Below are 19,447 nucleotides of genomic sequence, written 5' to 3' on the forward strand. Positions count from 1 at the left end.
GATCAGAATGCCCGGAAAGTGTTGAAGAACGGGGCGGTCAGCAGGAAGTCGCGGAACGCGCCCTTCAATGCCGAATTGTTGACGACGACCATGTCGCCCCCACGCAAGGGCGGGTCGTCCGCCGCGCCGGTGCGGATATCGACGAGGTTGAAGACCGCGCCCATGCGCTGCCCGTCCTGCACGCGGAAGACCATCACCTGGTCCAGCTTTGCCGTGCGGTTCGGGCTCTTTGCCTGCGCGATCATTTCCAACAGGGTCGCGCGGCCTTGTGGCAGTTCGAAACGGCCTGGTGCATTCACTGCACCTTCGACCGTGACGTATTGGCTGGCCGATACCTTCACGAAGATCGTGACGCGCGCATCGTTGTAGAAAGCATCGTCCAGCCGCGCCTTGATCTGGCGGGTCAGTTCGCCCGTCGTCAGCCCTGCTGCATCGACCGTGCCGATCAGTGGATAGTCGAAGCGCCCCTCTGCATCGACCGGCAAGTCGGCAAAGCTCAGCGAAGGTTCGCCATAGACCGCGATCGACAACCGGTCGAACGGGCCGATGCGATAGACCGCGTCTGCGGGCCGCGCGGTGGCTTGCAACGAGCGATAGGCATCCGGCCCGCGCGCCAGGCTTTCATCAGGATAGGACTGGCAGCCTGAAAGGCCTGCACAGCCCACGGCGAATAGAACGACAGCGCGAAACCGCGCCGGAACGACGTTATTCTTCATTTGCGACCCCCCTCTCCGCAGAGAGCATCAGCCCAAGCGCCGCAGCAGAGACCACGGCGAGCGAAAGCGAACGAAACGGATAATCGACAAGCGCGTGGAGCCCGACAATCGCCAGAACGGCGAAAGGGACGAGATCTCCACAGTCGAAACCTAATTTTAACAATGTTGTCATGGATTTAACGACGCGAACGGTCACCCAGCCAGTGAGCAGGACGGCAAATCCCCCGGCCTCGATCAGGAATTCGAGCCAGTCCGAATGAGCGCGATTCGCATATGTGGCGTCGACGACGGAAAGGCTCTCAACCATGGGAAAGGCGTGTTCGAACGTACCCAGCCCTGTCCCCCAAGGGAACGACAGCGCCGCAAGACGCAGCGCATCGGGCCAGATCGCTTGCAAGCGTGGATCAAGCGCGATGTCCGGACGGGAGAACGGACCGAAATCGCAGAGAAATGCCACAAATGGCAATGTGCATCCGGCCATGACCAGCAAGGCCGTGCGCCGGAAATTTGAGCTACTTCCAGACACGAATGCCGCCAAAGAAAGGGGGATCAGGCTGAGGCCCAGAGCCGCCCGCGATCCGGTTAACAGCAGGCCGAGGGTAAGGATTATGACAACAGCAACCATCAAGCCTGGATGAAGCCGTTCCTGCGGATCACCCTTGCCAGCCAATGACAGCGCGGCACAAAGGCCAATCAGCAGCAGATCGCCTTGGCTGTTCTGGTTGGCGAACAGTCCCGGTGCGCCTCCTCCGGCCGGTTTGGAATAGAACTGCCAGGCGCCTGTCGCGGCCTGCACGATTGCGATTGCGGCAGACAGAAGAGCTAAGGCGAAAAGCAGGTCAGACACCTTTGCCCTTGCTTCAGCCGGAAGGCGCAGGGCCAGCAGGAAAGCAACGGCAGGCGCAAGCAGGCTAAGCCCGCTCCAGATCGTGCTGGCAGGGTCGATCGACATCGGCCAGCCGAACGGGACGGGACCACCAACGCGAAGCACCATGCGAAGGGTTTCGCCGAACGGCAGAGATTCCCTGACCCTGAACGGGATTGGCACGATCTGAATGAGGGCCAGTGCCGGAAGCGCCAGCGCAAGCGCCCAGTCGTGTCGCGAAATTCGTCCGCCGCGCCCTCTGTCATATGCGAGGACGGCACCACCACATGCCAGCGCCGTTATGATGACAATGGCTTCGGGAAATGCATCAGGAGAACCACCACCGCCAACCAGGGCTGCCACGATCAGCAGCGTGTACAGTGGCGCGCTTTCGACCGAAACCCGCGATCGGACGAACGCGAGCAGAGCCAATGGTGCCCCCCTCTTTGTCCCTGTCGACGCAGATTTCGGCATGGCCATCCGGTTCGAACTCCCTTGCTCTTAAAGTCGAGCGTCATCGCTGGCCCGCTGGCCTTCGCCGCGAGGTGTGAATCACATCTCGGATGAGTGCTTCGCCCAGAAGGCTCGAAGCGATACGGACCTAGCCGTTGCTGTCGGGTCGGCCCTTGTCGATCGCGCCAACCGCTTTTCCGATCCCTTCCTGCGCGCGGTCAGGCAGCATCGGGGCGATATCGATCGCGCGCGGCTGCCCTTTGCGTTCGGGCTTTTCCTGCCCGCTTCGCCCAACCTTGGCGACACTGGCCGAAAGCGCCGGGACGGCAATCCCCGCAACGAGCAACGCGGACAGGATCACGGTTCTTCGCATAGCCAGAATACTCCCACTTCCGCCCGGTGGCGGCTCTTGCACATGACTTGTCAGAGCTCGCACATCGCCGAAAGCCGGTTTCCGAACCGTTCCGGAGCAATGCGGGGAAGTCCCCACCGCATCGGACATATTCCTGAGCAAATCCGGCAAGTTGGGGGGTGACCCGGGCGTCCGCATCGCGCATCCAATGCGCATGAGGGTCGCCATCGTGAACACACTTTACCCGCCGACAACGGTGGGCGGGGCAGAGCGCAGCGTCGCCGTTTTGGCCGAGGCGCTGGCCGCGGCTGGCGACGATGTTCACGTGATCGCCCTTGATGACTGTGCGCAGCAATCGACGCAGGTCGTGAACGGGGTGACCGTGCATCGCCTGCCGCATGCCAACATCTACTGGCCGTTTGAAGATGATGCGCGGCCAAGTCTTGCAGAGCGGGCTGGCTGGCACCTTAAGGACCGGGGGTCGGCGCCGGTCACAGATCATGTCGCGACGCTGCTACGCGAATTACGACCGGACGTGCTGCACACCAACAATCTCTCGGGCTTTGGTTCGGCAATAATTCCATTGGCGCGCGACCTGAAAATACCGGTCGTCCACACGCTGCGCGATTTCAGCTTGCTTTGCGCAAGGTCCAGCCTGTTCCGGTCCGGCAAGGATTGCACGGGCCGGTGCCTTTCCTGCCGCATGCTGACCGGCCCGCGCATGCAAGCGGCTGAAGGGGCGCAGATCGTTGTCGGCAATAGCCGGTACATGGTCGACAGGCACCGGGCGGAAGGACTGTTCGCAAGAACCGCTGCCCGTACCATCTACAACGCTGTGCCTGATATAGCCGGCGGCAAGCTCACGCCCGAACGGAAGGAAAGCACTCCGCTACGCATCGGCTTCATGGGCGCGATCAAGGCCGAAAAAGGGATCGAGCAGCTTCTTGGCGCCTGTCGCGCCTTGCCCGTATCGGACTGGCGACTGGTGATCGCCGGCAAGGGCGACGAAAATTACGTCAAGGGATTGAAGGCCAGCCACGCCGACTTGCCGATCGACTGGCTGGGCTTCGTTGCGGCGGAGCGTTTTTACGCAGAGAGCGACCTCGTGGTCATTCCGTCGATCTGGCCCGAACCGATGCCGCGCACTCTTATCGAGACGATGGTAAATGGCTTGCCTGTTCTGGTTGCTGACGCAGGGGGAGCGCCGGAAGTCGCACAGGCTTATCCGAACGCCACGATCTATCCCCGGCGCGACACTGGAGCCCTCGCCAAACTCCTGACAGATGCGATCAGCCAGCGCCCGCCCCGCGTCCAGCCAGACCGCGAGATCAGAGCCGCTTTCGGGGCAAAGCGGCTGGCCGCAGAATATCGCGAAGCCTATCACGCCGCCATCACGCAGGTGGCCAATGGTTGATCGCGTTGAGCATGATGGCTTCGCGCGGCTGGTGGCCATGGATGTCGCCATCTGGGCCCGACATGCGGGTAAGCCTGCCGGTTGGAGCTTCGCGTTGCGGTCTCTTGCCCTTCGGCCCGGATTTCTTTTCGTGCTCGGTCACCGCATCGCGCGATCCGTGCGGTCATGGCCGCTGATCGGTGGTGTGCTTTTCCGCGTTGGCCTGTTCCTTCTGGAAGCAACATGGTCGAGCGAGATCGGGGCGGAGGCACAGATTGGCGGCGGCCTCTATACGCCGCACCCGTTCGGTATGGTGATCGGCAACGGCTGCGTAATCGGGCGCGACGTGACTGTCCTTCAGAACGTGACACTGGGTCGGCGCAATCCCGGCGCGGGCGGCGTACCGGTGGTAAAAGACGGCGCGATGCTTGGCGCTGGCGCCGTGATCCTTGGGGCAATAACGATCGGCGAAAGGGCAAAGGTCGCCGCAAACGCCCTCGTGCTTGACGACGTACCGCCGGATGGCGTGGCGATCGGCAACCCTGCCACAGTCACGCAGCGGCAATTGGTCCGCTCCGCCTGAAAGGTCGCGCTACGCCGCCGCGCGATAGGCGATCTTGCCGTCGATAATCGTCATGGCGACCAGACCGGCCGATAGATCGCCCCGCGCTTCGCCCCAACCCTTGCGCAAGAGGCACAGGTCGGCTGGCGCGCCTGCTTCCACCTTGCGTATCCGCGTCGGCTCGACAGGATCGGCCAGATAGAGTTCCAGCGCTGCGTCGGCAGAAATGGCTTCTGCGCCGCCAAGGATCGCACCGCCGCGCGTCTTTCGGTCAGTTGCCGCCCTCATACCGATCCACGGATCGATATCGCCATAGGGTGCGTCGCTGCTGCCCAGCATTGTCACCCCTCGTTCGCGAAACGTGGCCAGCCGGTAAAGCATGGGCCAGTCGCCTGAGGGAATATCGCGGCGATAGGCATCCCCCCGATCGTGGACGAAACCGGGATTGGCCCCGATCACGAGGCCGAGATCGACAACCTGCCGCACCAAGGCGTCGGGCGTGACCGATGCGTGTTCGATCCGGTCGCCATGAATGACGCCCGCCTGTGCAAATGCGGCGAGCGTGAAGACCATCTCGACTTCGGTGACGCAATGGACCGCGACTGCCCTTGCCTGATCATGCGCCGCCGTCATCGCGCGAACGGTGGCATCGAAATCCGGCAAATGCGCTTCGTGAAGGTGTATTTTCACTGCCCCCAGCGTTTGCCGCCGCGCGAATGCCGCATTGGCCAGCGCAGGCGTTCCCGCAACGACAACGGATTGCGGCAGCGCGCCTGTCTTCTGCTGCCGGGCCAGCCATGCCAGTTCCGCCGGTCCGTTGGACGGTGTCATGTCGGTCACGCCCGTCACACCGAACCGGGCAAGATCGGCACCCAGCGCGGCCAAATCCGGTGGCGACCCGGAAAGCGTTTCTCTCAGCCACGCATCTTCGTCGAACAAGCGGCCGGTCCACCCGCTCGCGTCCCGTTCCAGCCCGGCAGGGATCGCGGGCTGCCCAGCGAGCAAGCGGTCCAGACCGGCGCTGTTGAAGATCCAGAGCCTGCCGGTCCGATCCTGAATCCGGACGGGTCGGTCGGATGCGACACGGTCCAGCCAGTGCCGGTCGATCATGCCGGCAATCGCCTCGTCATAACCCACGCCGCGCAGCCATGAACTTCCCGATGCGGAAAGGACCTGCTTGAGGCCATCCTCGTTCACGACGGATGGCGGGCCACAATGCACCGAACTGCGGCGCACTGCGGTCGCTGCCAGATGCAGATGATGATCGTGCAGGCCCGGAACCAGCAATCCGCCACCGGCGTCGATCACCTCATCAGCCTTCTCTTCCGCGAACGCGCCAATCGCATCGACCCGCCCCCCAACGATCCGGACATCCACACGTGTGCCGTTCCACAATTCGGCATCGCGGATAAGCAGGTTGCGGGTATTTATCGCAGGTCTCTCAATCGGCTGGGCCCAGGACTTGCAGGATTAGCAGCTTGCAGCCTGCCGCGTAAGGCTAACCACCGCCGATCTGGCCAAGGATCAGGGCCAGCAGCAGACCCAGCGCCGTGGCGATGCCGACCAGCGTGGAGTCCGCCTTATATGCCTTTGGGAAGACTTCCGTGGCGAGGCTGGCGACAACGGCCCCCGCCGCAACGCAGCGTACGAAGCCCAGCAGGTTCTGGTTCAGCGAGGCAAAAAGGACGTTGCCGATGATCGCGGCCAGCGAGAGGATGAGCGCCGTACCTGCCCAGACCGCCATGACCTTGCCCTTGGACATTTGCTGGTTCTCGCGCATCGAACGCGCACCGCTTGCCGCCTCTGGCAAATTCGACAGAAGTATCGATGCGCCAAGCGCGGCGACTTCCTTGGGCCCGGCACTGATCAGCGCGACGCCCAGGGCAAGGTTTTCGGGAATGCCGTCCGTCGTGACCGCGGCCAGCAAGCCGCCGCCGCTGTTGCTGCCCCATTTTTCGTCGATCAGGTAGTCGATCACCGTGAACAGCACCGCGCCGACCGCCACGCCCAGCACGGCCGTGGTCGTATTGCTCTTCTCGATAGTGGGCTGGATCAGTTCGGTGACGAGGCTGAGCAGAAGGGCCCCGCCGGCCAGCGCCACGATGAAACCTTCGACGCGCTCATGCAGCTTGCCATAAACGCCCCAGAGCGCGCCGATGATCAGCGCGCCCGAAACGATGGCAACGACCGCGAGTGTCAGGCCCATGCGAAAACTCCTTGCTCCCGGCCCTCAACGGACAAGTCGCAAGGAGCGTTCCTCATGGCAGTCTGCGTCAGTCGGCGTAAGCGTGGACGAGATCGGTCAGAGCCTTGCGCCCCCGATAGAGCGCATCGACCGAGATATGCTCGTCCAGCCCGTGCGCGCCGCTGCCCGACGGATCGTGATAGAGAGCGCTGAAGCCATAGGCTGGGATACCCACGGCAGAGAAGTAGAGCCCGTCAGTCGCACCCGTCGACATCGTCGGGATAAGCGGGACACCGGGATAGTACTTTTCGACCACGGCGCGCATCGGGTCCAGCACTCGCGGGTCGAGCGGCGGAGCCTTGGCGATGGGCTTGTCCTCGCGGACCTTGGCGATCGAGATGGCCGGATCGTCCATGATGCCGGTCAGTTCTTCCATGATCGCTTCGGGAGTGCGGCCGGGGAAGATGCGGCAATTGACGTTCGCGGTCACCGACTGGGGTAGCGCGTTCACCGCGTGGCCGCCGTCGATCATCGTCGCCACGCAACTGGTGCGCAGCATCGAACGATACATCTTGTCCTCGTCGAGAACGGCGATGGCATCGGCGTCGGTCGGGTCGGCGACAACCGCCAACATCGCTTTGCCCACCGCGTCGTCGCGCGTGGCGCCCACTCCCGAGAAATAGGCCCGCGTCGTGTCGTTCAACTGCGCCGGAAAAGTATGCGCGCCGATTTTCTGCAGCGCGGCCGCCATCTGGTAGATCGCGTTGTCGCGCTTGGGCTGAGAGCTATGGCCGCCCGGATTGGTCACCGTAAGGCGATAGTCCTGGTAGAGTTTTTCGCCCACCTGCACGTTCTGCACGACGACATTACCCACGCCGTCTGAATCAACCGTCCCATCGGTCCGGCCCGAACCGCCCTCGTTGATGACGAAAGCCGCGTCGACAAGGTCGCGATGCTCTGTCGCCAGCCAGTTTGCGCCGTTGAAGGCGGTGTCTGTTTCCTCACCGCACGTCAGCGCCATCTTGATCGTGCGCGACGGGGCGTAGCCGTCCTTGGCAAAGTTCACGAACATGTCGGCCCAGATTGCGGCCATCGACTTGTCATCCGCAGACCCGCGCGCCCAGAAGAAGCCGTCTTCCTCGTAAAGTGTGAAGGGATCGCGCACCCAGTCCTCGCGCTTGGCCTCGACCACGTCGATGTGGGCCAGCAGCAGGACAGGTTCGAGCGAGGTGTCGGAACCCGGAATGACCGCGAACAGGTTACCTTCTTTCGGGTGATCGGGATGGACCATGACCTGCACGTTTTCGCTGTCCATTCCCGCGCCGGTCAGCCGGTCCGCGATCTGCTGCGAGGCAACCGTGCAACTGCCCGAAGACAGGGTCGTATTCGTCTCCACCAGCTCCTTGTAGATTTCGCGAAAGGCCAGTTCGTCGGCGCTACGTTCCGCCGCCTGTGCCGATACTGCGGTGAAGGAGATGGCAAGTGCCAGTGCGGGAAGGCTTTTTTGGATCAAGATCGATGCTCCAACAGATGTTGCATGAGCGTTGTTGAAGCACGATCAGACTGTGGATGGAAGGGGGGGCAAAGCCTTCCGAATCCGGCCCTTCATGCCTATATCATGGTCATGGCAGACAATACCGAGAACGCAGGGCCCACGCCCGACAACAAGGCGCCCGAGAACAAGAACGGCTACGGCGCGGAAAGCATCAAGGTCCTCAAGGGCCTCGACGCTGTGCGCAAGCGCCCCGGCATGTACATCGGCGACACCGACGATGGCTCGGGCCTGCACCACATGGTCTTCGAAGTCTCGGACAACGCGATCGACGAGGCGCTGGCAGGCCACTGCGACCGCGTCCTGATCGAACTGCACCCCGACAACTCGGTATCGGTCGACGACAACGGCCGCGGCATCCCGACCGACATCCACAAGGAAGAAGGCGTGTCGGCGGCAGAGGTCATCATGACCCAGCTTCACGCCGGCGGTAAGTTCGAGAATACCAGCGACGACAACGCCTACAAGGTGTCGGGCGGCCTCCACGGCGTGGGCGTCTCGGTCGTCAACGCGCTGTCGGAATGGCTGGAACTGACCATCTGGCGCGACGGCAAGGAACACTGGATGCGGTTCGAGCATGGCGACGCGGTCGCCCCTCTCATCGTGAAGGGCGACGCGCCGCTGAACGATGCAGGCGAACCGCGCAAGGGCACCCGCGTGCGTTTCTTGGCCAGCAACGATACCTTCAAGAACGTCACCGAATACGACTTCGAAAAGCTTGAGCATCGCTACCGAGAGCTCGCGTTTCTCAATTCGGGCGTTCGCATCATCCTGCGCGATCTTCGTCACGAGGAACCGAAGGAACACGACCTTTACTACGACGGCGGCATCGGCGCTTTCGTGAAGTACCTCGATCGCAACAAGCAGGCGATGATCCCCGAACCGATCGCGATCTCCGCGGACCGCGACGGCATCGGGATCGAGGTCGCTCTCGAATGGAACGATTCCTATTACGAGAATGTCCTGTGCTTCACGAACAACATCCCGCAGCGTGACGGCGGCACGCACCTTGCCGCGTTCCGCGCGGCGCTGACGCGCACGCTCAACGGCTATGCCGACCGCTCGGGCCTTCTGAAGAAGGAAAAGGTCTCGCTCTCGGGCGAAGACATGCGCGAAGGGCTGACCGCGATCGTCTCGGTCAAGCTACCCGATCCCAAATTCTCGTCGCAGACGAAGGACAAGCTGGTCTCTTCCGAAGTGCGCCAGCCGCTCGAAAGCCTGATGGGCGACAAGATGAGCGAGTGGCTGGAGGAAAACCCCGCCAACGCGAAGGCCATCGTCCAGAAGATCATCGACGCCGCCGCCGCCCGCGAAGCGGCGCGCAAGGCCCGCGAACTGACCCGCCGCAAGGGCGCGATGGACATCGCCAGCCTTCCGGGCAAACTTGCCGACTGCCAGGAACGCGATCCGGCCAAGTCCGAAATCTTCCTGGTCGAGGGTGACTCCGCAGGCGGCTCTGCCAAGCAGGGCCGCGACCGTCACTATCAGGCAATCCTGCCGCTGAAGGGCAAGATCCTGAACGTGGAACGCGCCCGTTTCGACCGCATCATCGGGTCGAAGGAAGTCGGCACGCTGATCCAGGCGATGGGCACGGGCCTTCGTGACGAGTTCAATCTCGAAAAGCTGCGCTACCACAAGATCGTCATCATGACCGACGCAGACGTCGACGGTGCGCACATCCGCACCCTGCTGCTGACGTTCTTCCACCGCCAGATGCCCGATATCATCAAGGCCGGGCACCTCTATATCGCGCAGCCCCCGCTCTATAAGGTCGCGAAGGGCCGGTCCGAGGTTTACCTCAAGGACAACGACGCGCTCGACCGCTACCTGATCGAAGGCGGCCTTTCGAACAAGGTGCTTGAAACCGGCGGCGGTGCGCGCAGCGGTGAAGATCTTGCCGCGCTGGTCGAGCAGGCCCGCCGCTTCAAGAGCACGCTGGCGTTTGCACCCAACCGCTATGATTCCGCGATTGTCGAGGCGCTGGCCCTCGCTGGCGCGCTGAACCCCGAACTCGACGCCGCAGGGCGTGCGGAGGCGCTGGCACTGACAGCCGCCACGATGCAGCGCGGCGATCCGGAGGCAAAGTGGACCGCGTCGGTCACCGATGAAGGTTACGGCATTTCGCGCCTGTGGCGCGGCGTCACCGACTATCACATGATCGAGAACAAGTTCCTCGACAGCGCCGAGGCCCGCAAGCTGCACAAGGTCGCGGCGGAACAGGCCGACGCCTATGCCGAAGGTGCCCGCCTCGTCCGCGCCAGCGCTGCCGAGGCCGAGGAAGGCGAAGAGAGCGCCGCTCCGTCGAAGGCAGCGGAAATCTGGCGTCCGTCACAGCTTCTGGAACAGGTACTGGCCGCAGGCCGCAAGGGTCTTTCGGTACAGCGTTACAAGGGTCTTGGCGAAATGAACGCCGAGCAGCTTTGGGAAACGACGCTCGACCCCGAAAACCGCGCCCTGCTTCAGGTAAAAGTCGAAGACGCGGACGTGACGGACGAGATCTTCACGCGCCTGATGGGCGATATCGTCGAACCGCGCCGTGACTTCATTCAGGAAAACGCGCTCAACGTCGCCAATCTCGACATCTGATTTCCGCACTGCGGCGCAAAGGCGCTGCATTGCAGCAACAGTTGTAACCAAAACGACACGCAATCCACGTGCGAGGCGCCCCTGACACTTTGATCAGGGGCGCCTCGCGGATAATGTCCGCCCCCATGTTCAAGCCGCGGTCCGCTTAGGGACTAACCGCCGCGGCATGCATGAGGGATCCATTGCCATGACCAGACTTGCCCGCGCGGCGGCGACGACCTGTTCTGCCATCGCCATTGCCTGTGCTTCTCCCGCCTTCGCGCAGGATACGACCGACGAAGTCGTCACCACCGACGACCTGACCGAAATCTACGTCTCGGCCAGCCGCCGCGACGAACGCGCCATCGATGTTCCGGTCGCGGTCACCGCGATCTCGGGCCAGGCGCTCGACGTCATCAATTCCAGCGGCCTCGACATTCGCTTTCTTTCGGGCCGCACGCCCAGCCTGAACGTCGAAAGCTCGTTCGGCCGTACCTTCCCGCGCTTCTACATTCGCGGCCTTGGCAACACCGACTTCGACCCGAACGCCGCGCAGCCGGTTTCGGTCGTCTATGACGATGTCGCGCTTGAAAACCCGATGCTGAAGTCCTTCCCGGTCTTCGACGTCGAAAGCGTCGAGGTCCTGCGCGGACCGCAGGGCACGCTGTTCGGCCGCAACACGCCTGCTGGCGTCGTGAAGATCGATTCGGCCAAGCCCACCGACTACTTCACCGGCAAGTTCTCCGCCTCCTACGGTACGTATGACACCGTGAACCTCGAAGCGGCCGTCAGCGGCCCGATCTCCGACGTCGTTTCGGTCCGCCTGTCGGGCCTGATGCAGCGCCGCGACGACTGGGTGAAGAACCTCAACACCACCGGCCTCGCCGATACGGAGTTCGAAGGTTACGAGGACATTGCCACCCGCGCGCAGCTGATGATCAAGGACGAAGGACACTCGCTCCTGATCAACGCGCATTACCGCCACCTCGACGGCACGCCGCGCATCTTCCGCGCTGGCGCCATCCTGCCGGGTTCGAACACGCCGAATGTCGGCTTCGACCCTGAAGAAGCGAGCCTCGACGGCTATACCAACCAGTCGATGGAACAGTGGGGCGGCAGCCTCCGCGCGACGTTGTCGCTGTTCGACGATGCGACGCTTGCGATCGTTGCCGGTTACGAAGAAGCCAGCGTCGATTCCACCGGCGATATCGACGGCGGTGACTGCTACGCCTTTATCCCGGGCTGCAACTTCTACGACATCCACGTCGCGGCCTTCCCGGTGAACACGGGTGGCACCACCAAGCCTTCGGAAATGAGCGGCGAAATCCGCTTCGATACCGGCGACCTTGGCGGTTACCGCGCGCAGGTCGGGGCCTACTTCTTCGATCAGGACCTGTTCTACCGCGAATTCGCATATGACGGCACGACGATCGTTTCCGATGTCCTGCACCGCAACGACAACCGCAACTTCGGCCTCTTTGCAGCGGGTGAAGTTTCGGCAACCGACGCGCTGACCCTGCGTGCCGGCATCCGTTATTCGGACGACAAGAAGACCGACCGCATTTCGGGCGTCGCACAGCTTCCCGCCGTCACCCTGCCGCTGACCAACAAGGCCAAGGGCGACAACATCTCGTGGGACGTCAGCGCCACGTATGAAGTCACCGCCGACACCAACGTCTATGCCCGCGTGGCAACAGGTTACCTCGGCCCTGCGATCCAGGACCGCGTGAACTTCTTCTCGGTCCCGAACGTGGCCAAGGAACAGACCACGATCTCGGCAGAAGGCGGCGTGAAGACCGCGCTGCTCGATCGCAAGCTGCGCCTCGACCTCACCGGTTACTGGTGGCGCACCGACGACCTGCAGCTGACCGCAGTCGGCGGCACGTCGAACTCGGCCCGCCTGATCAACGCTGATCACGCCGTCGGCTATGGCATTGAGGGTGAACTGACCGCGCGCCCCGCCCCCGGTCTCGACCTGACGCTGGGCGGTAGCTGGAACTTCACCGAAATCCGTGACGACGCGCTGTTCATCGCGCCTTGCGGTGGCGGCTGCACGATGCTTGACCCGATCAACGGCGACGGCCTTGCCGTGATCGACGGCAACGACCTGCCGCAGGCCCCGCGCTATGTCGCCAATGCGACGCTGCGCTACGGCGTGCCGGTGGGCGCGGGCGAAGTCTATGTCTTCACCGACTGGGCCTATCGTTCGGAAGCCAACTTCTTCCTTTACGAAGCGACGGAGTTCCGCGGCGAGGAACTGCTCGAAGGCGGAGCGCGCATCGGTTACGCCGCCGACGCCGGCTGGGAAATCGCCGGCTTCGTGCGCAACATCACCGACGAGATCGTGTTCGTTTCGGGCATCGACTTCAACAACCTGACCGGCATGATCAACGAACCCCGCACCTGGGGCGTGGAAGTTCGCGCTTCCTTCTGATCGCCGCCGATCTGATGGCAACAGGTGCCGCTCGTCTTACGCTCTCTGGGGCGCAAGGCGGGCGGCACTGTCCTTTGTGGCTATGGACTGATGCACCATGGTCCTAGAAGACTGTCTGGAAACGACGACGTGGCAAAGGCCATGCGCCGAACAGGAGAGGACATGACTGCCAAGACGCCCCTGCGCCTCGGTTTCAGCATCATCACAATCATCGCCAGCACCCCCGCGCTTGCCGAGGACGCCGATCAGCGCGTCATCGTGGTGACAGCGCCCGGTGCCGACACGCTCGTTTCCGAAGGGACGGTCGTGGGGCGCGAGGACATCGCGGTTGCCGGATCGCCCGACGCGATCGGCGCGCTGACCCGCAATGTCGCAGGCGTCACCTTACAGCAGGCACAGGGCAATCCGTGGCAGCCAAACCTGTCGTGGCGCGGCTTCCTCGCCTCTCCGCTGCAGGGCCAGCCGCAGGGGCTTGCCGCCTATCTCGACGGCGGGCGCTTCAACCTGCCCTTCGGCGACACGGTGCCTTTCGACGTCATCCCCGATGCCGCGCTGACCTCGATCGCGCTGGTGGAAGCAGACCCCGTCTTCGGGCTCAACGCGCTGGGCGGCGCGGTCGTGATGGCGACCGCCACGGGCCGCAGCGATCCAGGCCTCACTGCAACGGCAGCCTACGGCTCTTATGACGAACGCGAGTTCAGCCTTGCTGGCGGCGGCGCGGGCGACGTGTTTTCCGCCTTCGCAGCGGTACAGTACCGCGCAGAGGACGGCTGGCGCGATTATAGCCCGTCCGAACTTTTGAACGGATATGTCGATCTCGGCTACGATGCGGGCGACCATGGCGCGCACCTGAAGTTCGTGGGCGCGGATACCGACCTTACCGGCAACGGCGTCGCGCCGATCGAACTGCTGGAGGCACGGCGCAAGTCGGTCTTCACCTGGCCCGACCGCTCGCAGACGAAATATGGCCGCATCAGCCTTACACCGTGGGTCGCGCTGGGCGAGGAGACGCGGCTGGAGGGCACGCTCTATTACCAGCGGTTGAAGATCCGCACCGTCAACGGCGATGCTGCCGACATCGAGGTGTGCGAGGACGACAATCTGGCGGGCCTGCTCTGCCTCGAAACCGTCGAGGATGACGACGATGATGACGGCGGCGAGGAAGAGGGCGAGGTCCTGACCGACGCCGGCGGCATGGCGATTGCCGACGTGCTGGGTGGTGAGGATTATGGCGTGCTCAATCGCGGGCGGCTGAAGACCAGCGCGGGCGGCGTTCTATTGCAGCTTGTCGACGAGCGCGAGCTGATGGGCGGCACCAACCGTCTCGCCATTGGCTTAAGCTATGACGAGAGCCGCAATCGCTTCGATACCGGGACCGAGCTTGGCGAACTGACCGGGAACCGCAGTGTCGAGGGGCTGGGCCCGATCATCGTGCAGGACAGCGGCGCGATCGCGCCCGTCGGTCTGGTCGCGAAAACGAAGTTCACCGGTGTGTTCCTGTCCGATAGCCTGCCGCTGACCGACCGGCTGACGGCCGAAATCGGGCTGCGCTACAACCACGCGAACATCGTCCTGCGCGACCAGATCGGCACCGCGCTCAACGGCGATCACACGTTCGAGCGTGTGAACCCCGGCCTCTCGCTACGCTACCGCGCGACCGAGGCGCTTACCTTGCGCGGCGGTTATGCCGAAACGAACCGCACACCCACGCCCGCCGAACTGTCTTGCGCAGACGAGGATGCGCCGTGCAGCCTTGCCAACTTCTTCATCGCCGACCCGCCGCTCGAACAGGTCGTGGCGAAGTCGTGGAACCTGGGCGCGTCTGGCGAGAGTATCGCAGGCGGATGGGACCTTGCGTGGCAGGCAACTGCATGGCGTACGACGAACAGTAACGATATCCAGTTCGTCGCGTCCGAAATCCGTGGCCGCGCCTATTTCCGCAACATCGGCAGCACGCGGCGGCAGGGCTTCGACCTTGGCGTGAAAGCGCGGCGCGGGCCGCTTTCGCTCTCGGCTGGTTATGCCTTCCTTGATGCGACGTTCCGCGATCCGCTGACCCTGTCGAGCCCGTCCAACCCCTTCGCCAACGACGACGGCGAGATCGAGGTTTCAAAAGGCGACCGCCTCTCCGGCCTCCCCCGCCACAGCGCGACATTCAGCGCAGACTATGACGGCAACGGATTTTCATTCGGCGGCGATGTAATCGCACGCTCAGGCCAGCAGATGGTAGGCGACGAGGCGGGGCAGAACCCGAAAGTTCCCGGCTATGCGCTGGTCAACTTGCGCGGATCGATCGACCTTGCGCCGGGGCTCTCGCTTTTCGGCGAAGTGCGCAACGCGCTCGATACCGATTACGAGACGTTCGGCACGTTCTCTGAAGTCGACGAGGTGTTCCTGTCAGAAGCCCCCGATGCCGAGGATCCGCGCGCTTTCGGGCCCGGTGCACCGCGGCGCTGGACGGTGGGCGTGAAGGCCAGCTTCTGATCTTGGAACAGGTGCGCGGTGAGGCGGTTAGTCTGGCAAAGACCGAAAGGATTACCATGACCACCAATTCCGCATCCGCCAGCTACGAAGGCCTCGGCAAGGACGGCAAGGGCCACGTCGCAACCAAGTCGGGCGCGCTCGATGCACCCTATGGCTTCAACACCCGTTTCGAGGACGACCCCGGCACCAATCCCGAGGAACAGATCGCGGCGGCCCACGCCTCGTGCTTCACGATGGCGACCAGTTTCGCGCTGGCCAAGGAAGGCTTCACCGACGGGCGGCTCGACACCGACTGCACCGTGACGCTGGAAAAAGATGGCGACGGGTTCACCGTGACGAAGTCCGCGCTGGTTCTGAAAGCCAAAGTTCCCGGCCTGTCGCAGGACCAGTTCGAAACGATCACCGACGGATCGAAGGCGGGCTGCCCGATCTCGAAGCTGCTGAAATGCGAGATCACGCTCGAAAGGACGCTCGAATCTTGAGTTCTGGTCCCCGCGTTCTCTTCGTCTGCCTTGGCAACATCTGCCGCTCTCCGCTGGCAGAAGCGGCCTTCCGCACCGAGGCGGCGAAGGCGGGGCTTTCCGCCGAAGCGGATTCTGCAGGGACGGCCGCCTACCACGTCGGCGAACCGCCCGACCGCCGCGCCATCCGCGAGGCAGCGCGAAACGGCGTCGACATCGCGCACTATCGCGGGCGGCAGGTGACCCCGCAGGATTTTCACGACTTCACGCACGTCTTCGCGCTCGACGCTGACAACCTTGCGAACTTGCGCCGTGTCCGCCCCTCGGGCGCCCCTGCTCGCCTTTCTCTCCTGCTCGACTGTGTCGAAGGGCGCGAGGGCGAGGCCGTGGCCGATCCCTATTACGGCGACGAAAGCGGCTTTGCGGTGACTTGGGACGAAGTGAGCGAGGCGGCCCGAGCGCTCGTCGCGGATCTCTCGAACGGATGAGCGCCAGCACATACGTTGAAAGCCTGATCGGAGAGCGGCCCGCAGAGGCGAGCGCTCTATCGGGCGGCGACATTGCGGCGGCGTGGCAGGTCACGATGGCCGACGGCCGCCGTTTCGTTCTGAAGAAGGGCGATGACGCTGCGATTCAGACCGTCATGCTCGAAGCGATCCGCAAGACCGGTTCGCCGGTGCCCAAGGTGATCGCTGCCTTGGGCGATCTGTGCCTGATGGAGCGGGTTCCCTCCGGCGGTAGTCTGGCGAACAGCTTCGGCCATCTCGGCGAGGTGCTGACGAAGCTCCACGCGCCGACGGACGAAGCCTATGGCTGGCACGAGGATCATTCCTTCGGGCTGGTCGCCGTGCCCAATGGACGCAGCAACGACTGGCCGCGCTTCTGGTCAGGAAATCGCCTCCTGACCCACGCGCCGCACGTCGATCCGGCCATCGCGCGCCGGATCGAGGCGCTGGCTGATCGCATCGCCGACATCCTGCCCGCTGCGCCCGCCCCTGCGCTGCTTCACGGCGATTTGTGGGGCGGCAACGTGCTCTGCTTCGGCGGGCGGGTCAGCGCGCTGATCGATCCGTCATGCTACTATGGCGATCGCGAAGTTGACTGGGCGATGCTGACCGTCTTCAACAATCCGCCCGACAGCTTCTTCGAAGCGATGGAGCCCCTGCCCGGCTGGCGCGAGCGGCTGGGGTGTTATCGGCTCTGGCCGCTGCTGGTGCACTTGCGGCTGTTCGGCACCACATATCGCGGCGCGGTTGAGAGCGAGCTGACGACGCTCGGCTTTTAAGCTTCGACCACCCAGTCGCGGCGCAGTTGCTTGCCCGCCAGCCCCATCAGGAAGGCCGCCATGCCATAGAGCGACAGCGCGAAAAGCATGGAATAGCGCAGTGCCTCGTCCCCATAGGTCGGCTTCAGGAAGTCGGACAATGCGCCCAGCGCATAGATACCGCCGCCAAGACCGATCAGGTTGTTGATCAGCAGGAACATGGACGACGCCGTCGCACGCGCGCGCGGCTCGACAAGGTGCTGGACCGCGGACAGGACCGGACCGATCCAGATATAGGCCAGCGCCTGCGGCAGGAGGAACAGGATGAAGGCTACCGCCACGCTGTTCGAGCTGATCCCGCCAGCATAGAACGGGATCGCCAGCGCATAGGCGACGGCAGGGAGCCATGCATACCAGGCCTTATCCTTGCCGCCGAGCCGATCGCCGAACCACCCGCCCAGCAGTACGCCGACAGTCCCGCCCAGAAGCAGAATCGCGCCGTAGAACTGCGACGTGCCGACAAGGTCGAGGCCGAAGCTGCGCTGGAGGAGGCTGGGCAGCCAGAAGGCAACGCCATAGCCGAGCATCGAGGAAGAGGCCGCGCCGAACGAGAGCAGCCAGAACGAAGGCTTGCGCGCCAGCACGCCGGCAATCGCGCCAAAACCGGGCGATTCATCACCCGCGACCGGCGCAGGGCGCGGCACGTCCTTGACGATAAACTTGAACGGCAATGCGATGGCTACGCCGCAAAGGCCGACGACGATGAAGGCCACGCGCCAGTCGACGAGCGCGGCGATGTAGCCGCCGGTCATCACGCCTAAGGCAGAGCCGAGCGGGATGCCCAACGAATAGATCGAGAGCGCAAAAGCGCGCTTCGAGGACGGGAAATAGTCCCCGATGATGGCGTATGACGGGGCAACGCCGCCTGCTTCGCCGATGCCTACGCCAAGGCGGGCAAGGAAGATGTGCCAGAAGTTGGTGGCAAGGCCGCAGATCGCGGTAAACCCGCTCCACGCCACAAGGCTGACGGTAATCACCCAGCTGCGGCTGGTACGGTCGGCCAGCCACGCCAGCGGCACGGCGAGCGTCGAATAGAGCAGCGCGAAGGCGATACCACCCAACAGCCCCATCTGCGTGTCCGACAGGCCGAGATCGGCCTGGATCGGCGCGGCAAGGATCGCGAGGATCTGCCGGTCGAGGAAGTTGAACACATAGACGACGAGCAGCATGGCAAGGACAGGGCCGGGCCGTGCTGGCAGTGTTTTGGGCTGTTGGGCGGTCGTTTCAGTCATCGTGCGTGGGTCTGCAGGAAGGGGCCGATGGCGGCAAGCACTTCGGGTTCGTCGAGCAGCGGCGCATGGCCGCGATTAGGCACGGCAACGGCCTCGAACGGGCCGGAGTGGCGCTTGTCCATCTCCGCCACGGTCTCGCCAGAGAACAGGTCGCTGAGCGCCCCCCGCACGGCCATGATCGGCAAATTGTCCAGCGCCTGCCAGACCGGCCAGAGATCGGTCGGCACGACGGCATCGTCATCGGGGTCAAGCCCCTTGGCGATGGCCGGATCGTAGGCCGACGACACGCCCGATGCATCCTCGACACAGGTCCGGCGGGCAAAGGCCATCCAGTCCTCGTCGCCGAAGTCGGGGAATGCCTCTGCATTGACGGCTGCGATGCGCGACGCCGCCTCTTCCCAGTCCGCCGCTGGAGCGCGGGGCCCCACGTAGCTGCGGATGCGGTCGAGGCCGCCTTCTTCCAGAACCGGCCCTACGTCGTTGAGGACCAGGGCGGCGACTTTGGCCGGGGCAAGCGCGCCCATGACCATGCCAATCAACCCACCCATCGAAGTGCCGACGATTCCGAACCTTTCGATACCGAGGTCGGCCATCAGGGTGAACATGTCGCCCGAATAGATGTCGATCCGGTACTGGTCGGACTTGTCGTCGTATTCCGACAGGCCCCGTCCCCGCTGGTCCGGTACGATCAGGCGGTGGCCCGAAAGGTGCGGAATCAGGGGTTCGAAGTCGGCGCTGTTACGGGTCAGCCCGTGCATCAGGAGCAGCGGGAGCCCCCCGCCCGCGCCATCCGCTACCGGATAGTCGCGGGCGAAGAGATCCAGCCGCCCGTCCGCGGAGCGGAACCGGTGGCTGCGATACTCTGTCAT

General features: G+C 63.8%; 16 protein-coding genes. 8 read left to right on the top strand and 8 right to left on the bottom strand.

The genetic code is table 11. The features are described 5' to 3' along the window. Window positions 1-2 precede the first annotated feature (2 nt). From KIH45_RS04185 to KIH45_RS04195, 3 genes are all read right to left on the bottom strand, one after another. The gene (locus KIH45_RS04185) at window positions 3-716 is read right to left on the bottom strand and encodes a polysaccharide biosynthesis/export family protein (protein WP_213174761.1); all 714 of its coding nucleotides are present in this window, start codon (window positions 714-716) and stop codon (window positions 3-5) included. Then, window positions 706-2,013 (bottom strand): O-antigen ligase family protein, encoded by a 1,308-nt coding sequence (locus KIH45_RS04190; RefSeq protein WP_213174762.1) that lies wholly within the window; start codon window positions 2,011-2,013, stop codon window positions 706-708. Before KIH45_RS04190 ends, KIH45_RS04185 begins: the two co-directional genes overlap by 11 nt. 169 nt (window positions 2,014-2,182) lie before the next feature. Further along, window positions 2,183-2,407, bottom strand: coding sequence for a hypothetical protein (locus tag KIH45_RS04195; RefSeq protein ID WP_213174763.1), 225 nt, complete (start codon window positions 2,405-2,407; stop codon window positions 2,183-2,185). A 208-nt stretch (window positions 2,408-2,615) separates the two neighbouring features. Here KIH45_RS04195 and KIH45_RS04200 point away from each other — a divergent pair, with 208 nt between their 5' ends. Both KIH45_RS04200 and KIH45_RS04205 read left to right on the top strand, forming a co-directional pair. Next, entirely contained in the window at window positions 2,616-3,800 is a 1,185-nt protein-coding gene (locus KIH45_RS04200; protein ID WP_213174764.1) for a glycosyltransferase family 4 protein, read from the top strand. Further along, entirely contained in the window at window positions 3,793-4,362 is a 570-nt protein-coding gene (locus KIH45_RS04205) for a serine O-acetyltransferase (protein ID WP_213174765.1), read from the top strand. Before KIH45_RS04200 ends, KIH45_RS04205 begins: the two co-directional genes overlap by 8 nt. A gap of 9 nt (window positions 4,363-4,371) precedes the next feature. On the opposite strand, the gene KIH45_RS04210 is transcribed toward KIH45_RS04205, so the two are convergent. The 3 genes from KIH45_RS04210 to KIH45_RS04220 form a co-directional block, all read right to left on the bottom strand. Then, window positions 4,372-5,718: an amidohydrolase family protein gene (locus tag KIH45_RS04210; protein WP_337925401.1), complete on the bottom strand. Its 1,347-nt coding sequence runs from the start codon at window positions 5,716-5,718 to the stop codon at window positions 4,372-4,374. 121 nt (window positions 5,719-5,839) lie between these two features. Then, window positions 5,840-6,547, bottom strand: coding sequence for a ZIP family metal transporter (locus tag KIH45_RS04215; RefSeq protein WP_213174766.1), 708 nt, complete (start codon window positions 6,545-6,547; stop codon window positions 5,840-5,842). 67 nt (window positions 6,548-6,614) lie between these two features. Next, window positions 6,615-8,039, bottom strand: coding sequence for a M20/M25/M40 family metallo-hydrolase (locus KIH45_RS04220; RefSeq protein WP_225899671.1), 1,425 nt, complete (start codon window positions 8,037-8,039; stop codon window positions 6,615-6,617). A 111-nt stretch (window positions 8,040-8,150) separates the two neighbouring features. Between KIH45_RS04220 and gyrB the strand changes: the two genes are divergently transcribed. From gyrB to KIH45_RS04250, 6 genes are all read left to right on the top strand, one after another. Further along, entirely contained in the window at window positions 8,151-10,664 is a 2,514-nt protein-coding gene (gyrB, locus tag KIH45_RS04225; protein ID WP_213174767.1) for a DNA topoisomerase (ATP-hydrolyzing) subunit B, read from the top strand. Window positions 10,665-10,851: 187 nt separating this feature from the next. Continuing rightward, window positions 10,852-13,077, top strand: coding sequence for a TonB-dependent receptor (locus KIH45_RS04230; RefSeq protein WP_213174768.1), 2,226 nt, complete (start codon window positions 10,852-10,854; stop codon window positions 13,075-13,077). A 162-nt stretch (window positions 13,078-13,239) separates the two neighbouring features. Then, the gene (locus KIH45_RS04235) at window positions 13,240-15,561 is read left to right on the top strand and encodes a TonB-dependent receptor (RefSeq protein WP_213174769.1); all 2,322 of its coding nucleotides are present in this window, start codon (window positions 13,240-13,242) and stop codon (window positions 15,559-15,561) included. A 56-nt stretch (window positions 15,562-15,617) separates the two neighbouring features. Beyond that, complete coding sequence (locus tag KIH45_RS04240; RefSeq protein ID WP_213174770.1) at window positions 15,618-16,043, top strand: OsmC family protein; 426 nt, start codon at window positions 15,618-15,620, stop codon at window positions 16,041-16,043. Beyond that, entirely contained in the window at window positions 16,040-16,510 is a 471-nt protein-coding gene (locus KIH45_RS04245) for a low molecular weight protein-tyrosine-phosphatase (RefSeq protein ID WP_225899672.1), read from the top strand. Before KIH45_RS04240 ends, KIH45_RS04245 begins: the two co-directional genes overlap by 4 nt. Further along, window positions 16,507-17,307, top strand: a complete 801-nt coding sequence (locus tag KIH45_RS04250; RefSeq protein WP_213174772.1) for a fructosamine kinase family protein — start codon at window positions 16,507-16,509, stop codon at window positions 17,305-17,307. Before KIH45_RS04245 ends, KIH45_RS04250 begins: the two co-directional genes overlap by 4 nt. Here the strand turns inward: KIH45_RS04250 and KIH45_RS04255 are convergent. Continuing rightward, complete coding sequence (locus tag KIH45_RS04255; RefSeq protein WP_213174773.1) at window positions 17,304-18,578, bottom strand: spinster family MFS transporter; 1,275 nt, start codon at window positions 18,576-18,578, stop codon at window positions 17,304-17,306. The two genes, KIH45_RS04250 and KIH45_RS04255, sit on opposite strands and share 4 nt — an antisense overlap. After that, window positions 18,575-19,447 (bottom strand): alpha/beta fold hydrolase, encoded by an 873-nt coding sequence (locus tag KIH45_RS04260; protein WP_213174774.1) that lies wholly within the window; start codon window positions 19,445-19,447, stop codon window positions 18,575-18,577. The genes KIH45_RS04255 and KIH45_RS04260 overlap by 4 nt, the downstream gene beginning before the upstream one ends.

The sequence above is a fragment of the Croceicoccus gelatinilyticus genome, assembly GCF_018398395.1.
GTDB lineage: Bacteria > Pseudomonadota > Alphaproteobacteria > Sphingomonadales > Sphingomonadaceae > Croceicoccus > Croceicoccus gelatinilyticus.

Excerpts from the sequence above, each read along its gene's own strand:
- gyrB (WP_213174767.1), top strand. The coding sequence starts at position 8,151 with ATGGCAGACAATACCGAGAACGCAGGGCCCACGCCCGACAACAAGGCG.
- KIH45_RS04195 (WP_213174763.1), bottom strand. The coding sequence starts at position 2,407 with ATGCGAAGAACCGTGATCCTGTCCGCGTTGCTCGTTGCGGGGATTGCC.
- KIH45_RS04230 (WP_213174768.1), top strand. The coding sequence starts at position 10,852 with ATGACCAGACTTGCCCGCGCGGCGGCGACGACCTGTTCTGCCATCGCC.
- KIH45_RS04185 (WP_213174761.1), bottom strand. The coding sequence starts at position 716 with ATGAAGAATAACGTCGTTCCGGCGCGGTTTCGCGCTGTCGTTCTATTC.
- KIH45_RS04260 (WP_213174774.1), bottom strand. The coding sequence starts at position 19,447 with ATGACAGAGTATCGCAGCCACCGGTTCCGCTCCGCGGACGGGCGGCTG.
- KIH45_RS04215 (WP_213174766.1), bottom strand. The coding sequence starts at position 6,547 with ATGGGCCTGACACTCGCGGTCGTTGCCATCGTTTCGGGCGCGCTGATC.
- KIH45_RS04255 (WP_213174773.1), bottom strand. The coding sequence starts at position 18,578 with ATGACTGAAACGACCGCCCAACAGCCCAAAACACTGCCAGCACGGCCC.
- KIH45_RS04235 (WP_213174769.1), top strand. The coding sequence starts at position 13,240 with ATGACTGCCAAGACGCCCCTGCGCCTCGGTTTCAGCATCATCACAATC.
- KIH45_RS04205 (WP_213174765.1), top strand. The coding sequence starts at position 3,793 with ATGGTTGATCGCGTTGAGCATGATGGCTTCGCGCGGCTGGTGGCCATG.
- KIH45_RS04240 (WP_213174770.1), top strand. The coding sequence starts at position 15,618 with ATGACCACCAATTCCGCATCCGCCAGCTACGAAGGCCTCGGCAAGGAC.
- KIH45_RS04250 (WP_213174772.1), top strand. The coding sequence starts at position 16,507 with ATGAGCGCCAGCACATACGTTGAAAGCCTGATCGGAGAGCGGCCCGCA.